Annotated in this window: 2 protein-coding genes and 1 pseudogene; all 3 read left to right on the top strand. The window is 53.4% G+C overall.

Annotated elements, in window-relative coordinates; all coding sequences use genetic code 11:
* The coding region (locus PTE_RS03970; protein WP_131601411.1) for a non-ribosomal peptide synthetase at positions 1–9,239 on the top strand (9,239 nt) is incomplete at its 5' end.
* Positions 9,163–9,699 carry an AMP-binding protein gene (locus PTE_RS26800; RefSeq protein WP_425339422.1) on the top strand — a complete coding sequence of 179 codons (537 nt, stop codon included), beginning with the start codon at positions 9,163–9,165 and terminating at the stop codon, positions 9,697–9,699. The genes PTE_RS03970 and PTE_RS26800, both read left to right, overlap by 77 nt.
* A gap of 22 nt (positions 9,700–9,721) precedes the next feature.
* Positions 9,722–13,681, top strand: a pseudogene (locus PTE_RS27145) (amino acid adenylation domain-containing protein); the annotation flags it as partial.
* Between the last annotated feature and the right edge of the window lie 52 nt (positions 13,682–13,733).

Raw genomic sequence — 13,733 nt, forward strand, 5'->3', positions numbered from 1 at the left:
AAGGGACCGATTTACCGGAAATAGCGATAAGACCGACGTTGATACTTGGTGGTGAAGCCCCCAGTGCAACATTGCTTCAAGCCCTGTGTCGTCGGACAACGGTATTTAATGCCTATGGCCCGACGGAAATCACGGTGTGTGCGGCCACCTGGCGTTGTCCATCAGACTACACTGAGGGCATCATTGCGATTGGGCGTCCGACAGCGAATACCCAGGTTTATTTATTGAATACTGACGGCCAGCCGGTGCCGTTAGGCGCAGCCGGTGAGCTGTATATTGGCGGTATGGGGGTGGCGCGAGGCTATCTCAACCGCTCTGATTTGACGGCGGAACGTTTTCTGGCCGATCCATTTAGTGATAAGCCAGATGCTCGGATGTATCGCACCGGGGATTTAGTCCGCTACCTGCCGGATGGCAATCTGGCGTTCCTGGGCCGTAATGACCAGCAGGTGAAAATCAGGGGTTTCCGCATTGAACCGGGGGAAATCAAAGCCCAATTGCTGGAACACCCGGCGGTGAGTGAAGCGCTGGTGCTGGCTTTGGGCGATGGTCAGGATAAACGGTTAGTGGCTTATGTGGTGGCAAAGGCGGATGACCGGTTGGTTAACAGCCTGCGTAGCCACCTGAGCGCCATTTTGCCGGATTATATGGTACCGGCGGCCTTTGTACGTCTGGAGACCTTCCCGTTGACGCCAAACGGTAAACTGGATCGCCGGGCGCTGCCCGCGCCGGGGGCGGAGGACTTTGCCCGGCAGGTTTATGCCGCGCCGCAAGGGGAGATAGAAACCCTGCTGGCCGCTGTCTGGGGTGAGTTGTTGGGTATTGAGCAAGTGAGTCGGCACGACAGCTTTTTTGCCTTGGGAGGACATTCGTTACTGGCGGTACGCATGATTGAACGTCTGCGTCATGCGGGGTTAACTCTGGCGGTGCGTGATTTATTCCAATCCCCGGTGTTGTCCGCATTAGCCCAAACAGTAGGGCAGTCACAAGCGGTGGTGGTGCCGGAGAATGTCATTTCCCCGGCAACCACGGCACTCACACCTGAGATGTTGCCGTTGATTGATCTGTCCCAGTCTGAGATTGACCGTATCATTGAACAAGTACCGGGTGGGATTACCAATATTCAGGATATTTATGGTTTGTCACCGTTGCAGGATGGCATCCTGTTCCACCATTTGCTGGCGAATAAAGGTGACCCGTATCTCTTGGTTAGCCAGATGGCTTTTGCTGATCGTGCTCTGTTGGATAGTTATCTGGCGGCGGTGCAACAGGTAGTTAATCGCCACGATATTCTGCGTACCGCCTTTGTTTGGCAAGGATTATCAGCACCGGTACAAGTGGTTTGGCGTCAGGCGCAATTATCAATCACAGAACTGACATTAGATCCGGTTGATGGGCCGGTCCGTGACCAGTTAGCTCAACATTTTGCCCCACATCACTATCGCCTCGACTTGAACCAAGCCCCCTTATTGCACTTTGCGGTAGCGCAGGAGGAGGATGGCCGTTGGGTTGTATTGCAATTGCTGCATCATCTGATTGGCGACCATACGACGCTGGAAGTGATGAACCGTGAAGTTCAGGCTTATCTTGCCGGACAGGAAGAGAACTTGCCTGTGCCGGTCCCTTTCCGCAATCTGGTGGCGCAGGCCCGGTTGGGGGTGAATCAGGCCGAGCATACCCGCTTTTTTACCGACATGTTGGCGGAAGTGGATGAACCGACACTGCCATTCGGGTTGACAGAGGTCCATCGGGATGGTTCGCAGGTGACGGAATCGTACAGGATGTTACCTGCTACGCTGAATGATCGTCTGCGCAGTCAGGCCCGGCGTTTGGGTGTCAGTTTGGCTGCGTTATGCCATTTGGCCTGGGCACAGGTGTTGTCACGTACCAATGGGCGGGCAAAAGTAGTGTTCGGCACCGTCTTGTTTGGGCGGATGCAGGCCGGGCAAGGCGCTGACAGCGGTATGGGGCTGTTTATCAATACCTTACCGTTACGGCTGGATATGGATGAGACCCCGGTGCAGGATAGTGTGAGGTTAGCCCATACCCGGTTAGCCGAATTGCTGGCCCATGAACATGCGTCACTGGCATTGGCCCAGCGTTGCAGTGGGGTGCCGGGGGAAACGCCGCTCTTCAGTGCTTTGATGAATTATCGACATAATGAGCAACCGACGATCTCAAATCAGATGGTGCCGGGTATTGAATTCCTTGGTGCACAGGAGCGAACTAACTATCCGTTTGTTTTGTCGGTAGAGGATTTTGGTCACGCTTTGGGATTGACGGCGCAAATTGTGCAACCGATTGATCCGGTGCGGATATGTGATTATCTGCAACAGGCGCTGGAAAGCCTGACAGAAGCGCTTGAACAGCGGCCAGAGACACCGGTACGGTTGTTGAATATTTTGCCGGCAGCGGAGAAGAGGCTGTTGCTGGAGACCTGGAACGCGACCCGGGCACCGTATCCCGACCAATATTGTATTCACCGGCTGTTTGAACAACAGGCTGAAAAAAAACCTGACGCGACAGCGCTGATATATGGAGAACATATTCTCAGCTATGCGGAATTAAATGCCCGTGCCAATCGACTGGCTCACCGGTTAATTGGGCAGGGGATTCAGCCGGACGATCGGATTGCGGTTTTATTAGAACGTTCTGTTGAGCTGGTAGTAGCTCAGTTGGCTATCCTCAAGGCCGGGGCGGTTTATGTGCCGATCGATCCCCGAGTGCCGGATGAGCGGAAACACTGGTTGATAAACGACTGTTCAGCCAAATTATTGCTTACTGATATCGATATCCCGGTTGACCTAGTGATCCCTCTGTTATGCCTTGCTAATGAGATGGACGCTATCAGGCAGGAAGATTACCGCAATCCTGACTTACCTCGCGCCAGTCCTGAACTGGCCTATATCATGTATACCTCCGGTTCGACTGGCACACCCAAAGGGGTGATGGTGCCACATCGTGCGGTGGTTCGGTTGGTCATCAATAATGGGTATGCCGAAATCGGGCCAGATGATCGGGTGGCGTTTGAGGCTAACCCGGCTTTTGATGCCAGTACCTTTGAAGTCTGGGCACCGTTGCTTAATGGTGGCACGTTGGTAGTGATTGATCACGCCACGTTGCTGACACCTAAAGAATTTGTTCAGGCGTTACAGATTTATCGCATTACCGTGCTGTGGCTCAGTGTCGGGCTATTTAACCGGTTAGCGACAGAGTTGTCTCCGGTGCTGCCACAAATCAAGATCTTGATTGTCGGCGGCGATGTGCTGGATCCGCATGTGATTAGGCAAGTTTTGCGTGATAACCCGCCGCAACAGTTATTAAATGCCTATGGGCCGAGTGAGAGCACCACCTTTACTACCACCTACCCTATCACGGCGTTACCATCGGGAGTGGCGAGGATCCCCATTGGTCGACCGATAGCCAATACGCGGGTTTATCTGTTGGATGCCAATGGTCAACCGGTGCCGTTGGGTGCAGAAGGCGAGATTTATATTGGCGGAGATGGCGTTGCCTGTGGTTATCTTAGTCGTCCTGAACTGACCGCGGAACGTTTTCTGCTGGATCCGTTTAGTGATACACCGGATGCTCGGATGTATCGAACAGGAGACTTCGGCCGCTACCTGCCGGACGGTAATCTGGAATTCCTGGGTCGCAATGACCAGCAGGTGAAAATCCGTGGTTTCCGGATTGAACCGGGGGAAATTGAGGCTCGATTGATGGAACACCCGGCAGTGCATGAAGCGGTGGTGTTGGCGCTGGACGACGGGCAGAACAAACGGTTGGTGGCTTATGTGGTGGCAGAAGCGAATGAGGCGTTGGTTAACCGTCTGCGTACTCACTTGAGTTCGGTTTTACCGGATTATATGGTGCCGGCGGCTTTTGTGCGTCTGGATGTCTTCCCGCTGACCCCGAACGGCAAACTGGATCGGCGGGCATTACCGGTACCGGGGGAAGAAGACTTTGCCCGGCAAATTTACGCTGCACCGTCAGGGGAGATGGAAACCACATTGGCGGCTATCTGGCGTGAATTACTCGGTGTTGACTGGATTAGTCGGTACGACAACTTTTTCGCTTTGGGCGGCCATTCGCTGTTGGCTGTGCGGATGATGAACCGAATAGCGGCGTTGGGGATTGAATTACCGCTGTCCACGCTGTTTACATTCCCGTCTTTGATGGCCTTTGCTGAAGCGATGTGTGCCCGGTCTGATGGGGCGGGTGAGGTATTGCCTGCTATCGTTCCGCTATCCCGTGAGGGCCAATTGCCGTTGTCATTTGCGCAACAACGCCTGTGGTTCCTGGCTCAGTTTGACGGGGTGAGTGAGACCTATCATATTCCGCTGGCTCTGCGTTTACAGGGTCAGCTGGATATCGCTGCCTGGCAGCAGGCGCTGGATACGCTGTTTGCTCGCCATGAAGCATTGCGCTCTGTTTTTGTCGCTGTTGACGGTCAGCCGCAGGTGGAGTTATTGCCGGCGGCATCAGGCTTGTTGATGAAAAAAGATGATCTGCGTAACACACCTGATGTGGAGGCGCAGCTTGCCTCTCTTTCTATTCAGGAAGCCGATACGCCGTTTGATCTTGCCCGTGGTCCATTAATTCGTTCCACTTTGGTACAACTGGCTAATGATGAACACGTTTTCCTGCTGACCCTGCATCATATTATTTTCGATGGCTGGTCTGTCAGCCTGTTGATGCGTGAATTGAACACCCTTTACACCGCGTTTCTGGCGGGGCAACCGGATCCGTTGTCTCCATTGACGATTCAGTATCCTGATTACGCCGCCTGGCAGCGTCAATGGCTGTCGGCTGAACGCATACAGTCCCAATCTGATTATTGGTGCGCGAGACTGGCTGACGCGCCAGTTCTACTGGATTTGCCGACTGACCGGCCACGTCCGCCTCAGCAGTCGTTTGCCGGGGCCCTATTGCCCGTCAGTCTGGATGCGGAGTTAACCCAATCCCTTAAACGTCTGAGTGAACAGCAAGGCGTCACGTTATTTATGACCCTGTTGGCGGCTTGGACGATGGTTCTGTCGCGTCTATCAAGTCAGGAAGATCTGGTTATCGGTACACCGAGTGCCGGCCGCAGTCGGCAGGAGGTGGAATCCCTGATGGGTTTCTTTGTTAATACGCTGGCGTTGCGGATGGACTTATCCGATGCGCCGAATGTGGCGGAGTTGCTAGCGCGTGTGCGACAAACTGCGCTGGCGGCGCAGGAACATCAGGACCTACCCTTTGAACAGGTGGTAGAAATCGTGCAACCGCTACGCCGATTGGATCATACTCCGTTGTTCCAGGTGATGTTTGCCTGGCAGAACAATGAGAATACGGAATGGCGGTTGCCGGGACTGACGGTTTCACCTGCCGATCAACTCATCGATATCGCTAAATTTGATCTTGAATTGAGCTTGTCTGAGGTGGACGGACGAATTGTTGGTTATCTGAATTATGCCACTGCGCTATTTGATCAAGCGACCATTGAGCGGCAGGTGGGTTATCTCCATACCGTACTGCGGGCGATGGCGGCTAACCCGCAACAGTCGATCGGGAAAATCGATATCCTGACTGTAGCTGAACGCAAGCTGTTATTGGAAACCTGGAACACGACCGAAACGTCGTATCCCGATCACGGTTGTATTCACCAACTGTTTGAGCAATGGGCAGAGAAAAACCCGGATGCCACGGCGCTGGTGTATGAAGAACACATTTTCAGCTATGCCGAACTCAATGCCCGTGCTAACCGTCTGGCGCATCAACTGATAGCATTGGGCGTTGCACCGGACCAACGAGTGGCGATTTGTGTGGCACGTTCACCCGCAATGATCGTCGGGTTGTTAGCGGTGCTGAAAGCCGGTGGCGCCTATGTGCCATTGGATCCGACTTATTCCGGCGAGCGTCTGGGGCATATTCTGGCTGATGCCGGGCCGGCTATTTTGTTGGCGGATAATACCGGGCGAGCTGCGTTGGGTGAGAAGGCACTTGTAGACTTGATTATGCTCGATCCGAATAGCCTGTTTGACCAGGCGGACAGTAACCCGCAGATACCTGCATTGATGGAACGACATTTGGCCTATGTGGTTTATACCTCTGGTTCGACTGGCACGCCGAAAGGGGTGATGGTTGAACATCGTGGGGTAGTTAACTTGGCTCTGGCTCAAATTACCCGGTTTAGCGTTGATGAAACCAGTCGGATATTGCAATTTGCCTCATCGGGTTTTGATGCCAGTGTCTCGGAAATCATGACCGCGTTAAGTGGCGGGGCCTGTTTGGTTATTCCTACCGATATCATCCGTCAGGACCCTCGTCGTCTTTGGTCTTATCTGGAAAAACAAGCAGTGACGCACGCTTTCCTGCCACCAGCTCTGTTCCGGGAAGAGAGCGATTTACCGGCAATAACGATAAAGCCTACATTAATATTTGCAGGAGAAGCGCCGGGTTCAACCCTGTTCCAGGCGTTGTGTGATCGGGTAAATCTGTTCAATGATTATGGCCCGACAGAAATCACGGTTTGCGCCACCTCTTGGTCTTGTCCCTCAGACTATACGGATGCATGGGTTCCCATTGGACGCCCAACGACCAACACACGGGTTTATCTGCTGGATGTTTATGGTCAGCCGGTACCATTGGGGACGGTGGGGGAATTGTATATCGGTGGCGTGGGTGTCGCGCGTGGTTATCTCAATCGTCCTGAGTTGACTGCTGAACGTTTCCTAACTGATCCGTTTAATAATGAACCTGATGCTCGCATGTATCGCACCGGGGATTTGGTCCGTTACCTGCCGGACGGCAATCTGGTATTCGTTGGCCGTAACGATCAGCAGGTTAAAATCAGGGGGTTCCGTATTGAGCCGGAAGAAATTGAAGCGCGGCTGACGGAACATCCTGCGGTAAATGGAGCATTGGTACTGGCGTTAAGTGGCGGGCAGGATAAACGGCTGGTGGCTTATGTGGTGGCAGAGCCAGATGACGGATTGACGGTGAGCTTGCGTGAATATCTGAGTGCCATTTTGCCTGATTATATGGTGCCGGCGGCTTTTGTACGTCTGGATACCTTCCCGTTGACCCCAAACGGCAAGCTGGATCGCCGAGCGCTGCCAGCACCGGGGACGGAAGCCTTTGCTCGTCAGGTTTATGCAGCGCCGCAGGGGGAAACAGAAATCCTATTGGCCGCTGTCTGGAGCGAGTTGTTGGGTATTGAACAGATCAGTCGGCACGACAGTTTCTTTGCCCTGGGCGGCCATTCTCTGCTGGCGGTGCGGATGATTGAACGTTTGCGTAACGTGGGATTAACGCTGGCAGTGCATGATCTATTCCAATCCCCGGTGTTGTCCGCATTAGCCCAAACAGTCGGGCAGTCACAAGCGGTGGTGGTGCCGGAGAACGTCATTTCCCCGGCAACCACGGCACTCACACCTGAGATGCTGCCGTTGATTGATCTCACTCAAGCTGAGATTGACCATATCATTGCACAAGTACCGGGTGGGGTGACTAATATTCAGGATATCTATGCCTTGTCACCGTTGCAGGATGGGATCCTGTTCCACCACTTATTAACCAATGAAGGCGACCCATATCTATTGGTTAGCCAGATGGCATTTGCTGATCGTTCGTTGCTGGATAGTTATCTGGCGGCGGTGCAACAGGTGGTTAATCGCCACGATACTCTGCGTACTGCTTTTATCTGGCAAGGATTATCCGCGTCGGTCCAGGTAGTCTGGCGTCAGGCACCGTTATCCGTTGTGGAACTGATGTTAGATCCTGCTGACGGGCCGGTTTATGAACAATTGGCTCAACGTTTTGATCCGCGTCAGCATCGTCTCGATCTGGGCCTGGCACCACTGTTGCGTTTTGTTATTGCACAGGAAACGGATAGTCGCTGGATTGCGCTGCAATTGCAGCATCATTTGATTGGTGACCATACGACGCTGGAAGTGATGAACCGTGAAGTTCAGGCGTACCTTGCCGGGCTGGGGGACAGTTTGCCTGTGCCGGTCCCTTTCCGCAATCTGGTGGCTCAGGTTCGTCTGGGGGAGAATCAGGCCGAGCATACCTGTTTCTTTACTGACATGTTGGCTGAGGTGGATCAACCGACGTTGCCGTTTGGATTGACGGAAGTCCATCGGGATGGTTCTCAGATGGCCCAATCATACCGAATATTGCCCGCTATATTGAACAACCGCTTGCGTAGTCAGGCTCGACGTCTGGGTGTCAGTCTGGCGGCGCTGTGCCATCTGGCTTGGGCACAGGTATTGTCGCGTACCAGCGGACAGGCGAAAGTGGTGTTTGGCACCGTCTTGTTTGGGCGGATGCAGACAGGGCAAGGGGCTGACAGCGGTATGGGGCTGTTTATCAATACCTTGCCGTTACGGCTGGATATGGATGATACCTCAGTACGGGAGAGTGTACAGGCAGCACATGCCCGGCTAGCCGAATTACTGAGGCATGAACACGCGTCACTGGCACTGGCTCAACGTTACAGTGGAGTGCAAGGTGAAGTTCCACTTTTTAGTGCTTTGTTGAACTATCGGCACAGTACGTTATCCGCGACTTCGAATGAAATCATGGATGGTGTTGAGTTTCTTGGCGCGCAGGAACGTACCAACTATCCGTTTACTCTATCGGTGGAGGATTTTGGTAGTGCGCTGGGGCTAACAGCGCAAATCGTCCAGCCATTTGATCCGGAACGGGTGTGCGGTTATATGCAGCAAGCGCTGGAAAGTCTGGCAGAAACACTCGAGCTGGCCCCGGAAACGTCAGTACGGACGTTAGAAATTTTGCCCGAGACTGAGCGCACATTGTTATTAAAAACCTGGAATGCGACGGAAACTGCCTACTCTGACCCGTTGTGTATCCATCAATTATTTGAACAACAAGTGGAGAAAAACCCGGATGCCACGGCACTGGTGTATCAAGGACAGACGTTCAGCTATGCGGAACTGAATACCCGTGCTAACCGATTGGCCCATCAATTGATTGCGCTGGGTGTTGTGCCAGACCAGCGAGTAGCGATTTGTGTTACACGTTCACCGACGATGATAGTGAGCTTGCTGGCCGCTCTGAAAGCGGGTGGAGCTTATGTTCCATTGGACCCGGCTTATCCGGGTGAACGTTTGGTACATATTTTGACCGATGCAGCTCCGGCTATTTTGCTGGCGGATAATGCCGTATGTATCGCATTGGGCGAAGAAGCCATTGCNGAAGACTCACTGTACTGGACCGAATACGCTGCTCGATAAGCCGGACAGTAATCCGCAAGTGCCTGCACTGACTGCCCAGCATCTGGCGTATGTGATTTACACCTCCGGTTCAACCGGCACACCAAAAGGCGTGATGGTTGAGCATTGTGGGCTAATCAATCTTATCCGGGATAAAATCGCCCAGTTTGACATTCACTCGGGTAGCCGGATGTTGCAGTTTGCCTCATTGAGTTTTGATGCCAGTGTTTGGGAAATCATGATGGCGTTGGGGAGTGGGGCCAGTCTGGTTATCGCTGTTGATATCGTCCGTCAGGACCCGCTTCGTCTCTGGCATTATCTGGAGCAGCAGGCAGTGACCCATGCCTGTCTGACCCCGGCTTTGCTTCGGGATGCGGGCGATTTACCGGCGCTAACGATAACACCGACAGTGATATTCGGTGGTGAAGCACCCCAGTGCCGCGCTATTTCAGGTACTTTGTCGTCNTGCGAAGCTGTTTAATGCCTATGGCCCGACAGAAATCACGGTGTGTGCGACCACCTGGCGTTGTCCGCCAGACTATACAGATACGTTAGTGCCTATCGGCCATCCGACAGCGAACACCCAGATTTATTTGTTGGATAGCGACGGCCAGCCAGTGCCGTTGGGAGCAATCGGTGAGTTGTATGTTGGCGGTATGGGGGTGGCGCGTGGCTACCTTAATCGTCCTGAACTGACGGCTGAACGCTTCTTAGCTGACCCGTTTAGTGAGATGCCGGATGCACGGATGTATCGGACCGGGGATTTGGTCCGTTATCTGCCCGATGGCAATTTAGTCTTTGTTGGCCGTAATGACCAGCAGATTAAAATTCGGGGTTTCCGGGTTGAACCGGGGGAAATTGAGACCCGGCTGATAGAGTACCCGGCGGTACGTGAAGCGGTGGTGTTAGCGCTGGGTGAAGAGCATGATAAGCGTCTGGTGGCCTGGGTGGTGGCGGAAGAAAACGATGAGTTGGTGAATAGCCTGCGTACTCATCTGAGCACAATTTTGCCAGATTATATGGTCCCGGCGGCTTTTGTCCGTTTGGATACCCTGCCGTTGACGCCGAATGGAAAACTGGACCGTCGAGCGTTGCCGGAACCGGACGAAGAAGCATTTTCCCGCCAGGTTTATGCAGCGCCACAAGGCGAAACAGAGATAGTGCTGGCGGCTATCTGGCGTGAGTTACTGGGGATTGAGCAGGTGGGGCGGTATGACAGTTTCTTTGCCCTGGGCGGCCATTCGTTATTGGCGGTGCGGATGATGAACCGAATAGCGTCGTTGGGGATTGAATTGCCGCTGTCCACGTTGTTTACATTCCCTGCTTTGGCCGATTTTGCGGAAGTGATGCATGCCCGGCTTGATGAGTCGGGTGAGGTATTGCCCGCTATCGTTCCGCTATCCCGTGAGGACCCATTGCCGTTATCATTTGCGCAACAGCGTCTGTGGTTCCTGACGCAGTTTGACGGGGTGAGTGAGATCTATCATATTCCGCTGGCTCTGCGTTTACGTGGTCAGCTGGATATCGCTGCCTGGCAGCAGGCGCTGGATACGCTGTTTGCCCGCCATGAAGCGTTGCGCTCTGTTTTTGTGGCTGTTGACGGCCAGCCGCAGATGGAGTTGTTGCCGGCGGCATTAGGCTTGCCGATAAAAAAATATGATCTGCGTGAAGTGCCTGATATAGATGACCAGCTTGAGTTTCTCTCTGCTCAGGAAGCCAGTGCGCCGTTTGATCTTGCCCGTGGCCCATTGATTCGTTCCAGTCTGGTGCAACTGGCTGACGATGAGCATGTTTTCTTGCTGACCCAGCATCATATTGTTTTCGATGGTTGGTCTGTCAGCATATTGATGCGTGAATTGAACACCCTTTACACCGCTTTTCTGACCGGGCAGTCAGATCCGTTACTACCGTTGACAATTCAGTACCCTGACTACGCTGCCTGGCAGCGTCAGTGGCTGTCGGCTGAACGCATACAGTCTCAATCTGACTATTGGCACACAAGGCTGGCTGACGCGCCAGTTCTATTGGATTTGCCCACTGACCGACCTCGTCCGCTTGAGCAGTCATTTGCCGGGGCCTTATTGCCTGTCAATCTGGATGCGGAGTTAACCCAATCTCTTAAACGTTTGAGTGAGCAACAGGGCGTCACGTTATTTATGACGTTGCTGGCGGCCTGGGCGACGGTTTTATCGCGCCTGTCAGGTCAGGAAGATCTGGTTATCGGTACGCCAAGTGCCGGCCGTAGTCGGCAGGAAGTGGAATCCCTGATCGGCTTTTTTGTCAATACGCTGGCGTTACGCATGGACTTATCCGGTGCCCCCAATGTGGCGGAATGGCTGGCGCGTGTGCGTCAAACTGCGCTGGTGGCACAGGAGCATCAGGATCTGCCGTTTGAACAGGTGGTGGAAATCGTGCAACCACCACGCCGGCTAGCATATACCCCATTGTTCCAGGTGATGTTTGCCTGGCAGAGCAATGAGAATATGGAATGGCGGTTACCGGGACTGACCATTTCACCTACCGATCAATCTATTGATATCGCTAAGTTTGATCTTGAATTGAGCCTGTCTGAGGTGGACGGCAGGATTGTCGGTTATCTGAATTATGCCACTGCCTTGTTTGATCAATCGACCATCAAGCGTTATGTAGAGTATCTCCATACCGTATTGCGGGCGATGGCGGCTAACCCGCAACAGCTGGTCGGGAAAATCGATATCCTGACGGTAGCTGAACGTAAGCTGTTACTGGAAATTTGGAATGCAACCCAGACGCCGTATCCTGACCAGACATGCATTCACTGGCTGTTTGAACAGCAGGTGGAGAAAACCCCTGACGCAGTAGCGCTGGTGTATGAAGAACACATTCTCAGCTATACCGAATTAAATGCTCGCGCCAACCGACTGGCCCGCCAGTTAATTAAGCGGGGGATACAGTCGGATGAGCGTATTGCGGTGCTGTTAGAACGATCTATTGAGTTGGTAGTGGCTGAATTGGCAATTCTCAAAGCTGGGGCCGTTTATGTACCAATCGATCCCCGTGTCCCGGACGAGCGGAAAAACTGGCTGATAAACGACTGTTCAGCCAAATTATTGCTTAGCGATGTCCCGGTTGATCTGGCGATCCGCCAGTTCTGCTTTGCTAATGAAATGGGCACTATCGGGGAAGAAGATCACCACAATCCTGACTTACCCCGCGCCAGTACCGAATTAGCCTATATTATGTATACCTCCGGCTCGACCGGCACACCCAAAGGGGTAATGGTGCCGCATCGTGCGGTGGTTCGGCTGGTCATTAATAACGGCTACGCTGAAATTGGGCCGGATGATCGGGTGGCGTTTGAGGCCAACCCGGCTTTCGATGCCAGTACCTTCGAAGTTTGGGCACCGTTGCTTAATGGCGGTACGCTGGTGGTGATCGATCATGCCACATTGCTGACGCCTAAAGAATTTGTTCAGGCATTACAGACTTATCGCATTACGGTGCTGTGGCTCAGTGTCGGGCTGTTTAATCGGCTGGCGGCAGCGTTATCCCCGGTGCTGCCACAAATCAAAATTTTGATTGTTGGTGGCGATATTCTTGATCCACATGTTATTGCTCAGGTTCTGCGTGATAGCCCTCCTCAACAGTTATTGAATGGTTATGGACCCAGTGAAGGGACAACCTTTACCGCTACCTACCGTATAGCAGAATTATCGCCGGAAGTGACCCGGATCCCGATTGGTCGGCCAATAGCCAATACGCGGGTTTATCTGTTGGATACCTATGGTCAGCCAGTGCCGCAAGGGGTAATCGGTGAGATTTATATTGGCGGGGATGGGGTGGCCTGTGGCTATCTCAATCGCCCCGAACTGACCGCAGAACGTTTTCTGTCGGATCCGTTTAGTGATAAGCCGGATGCCCGCCTGTACCGCACCGGCGATTTAGCCCGTTACCTGCCAGACGGCAATCTGGCGTTCCTGGGCCGTAATGACCAACAGGTGAAAATCCGTGGTTTCCGTATTGAGCCGGGGGAAATTGAAGCCCGATTGCTGGAACACCCGGCAGTGCATGAAGTGGTCGTGTTAGCGTTGGATGAGGGTCAGGACAAACGGTTGGTGGCTTATGTGGTGGCAGACGCGGATGATGAGTTAATTAACCATCTGCGTACTCACCTGAGTGCCATTTTGCCGGATTATATGGTGCCGGCGGCCTTTGTTCGTCTGGATACCTTCCCGTTGACGCCGAACGGCAAATTGGATCGTCGGGCATTACCGGCACCGGGGGAGGAAGCTTTTGCCCGTCAGGTTTATGAAGCGCCACAGGGGGAGATAGAAACCACACTGGCCGCTATTTGGAGCGAATTGTTGGGCGTTGAGCGGATTAGTCGGCACGACAGTTTCTTTGCCCTGGGCGGTCATTCGTTGCTGGCGGTGCGAATGATTGACCGTCTGCGCCGTGCTGGACTGACGTTGGCGGTACGTGACCTGTTCCACGCTCCGGTGTTATCGGCATTTGCCCAAACAGTCGGGCAATCAC

This window comes from Photorhabdus khanii NC19 (assembly GCF_000517265.1).
GTDB classification, from domain to species: Bacteria; Pseudomonadota; Gammaproteobacteria; order Enterobacterales; family Enterobacteriaceae; genus Photorhabdus; species Photorhabdus khanii.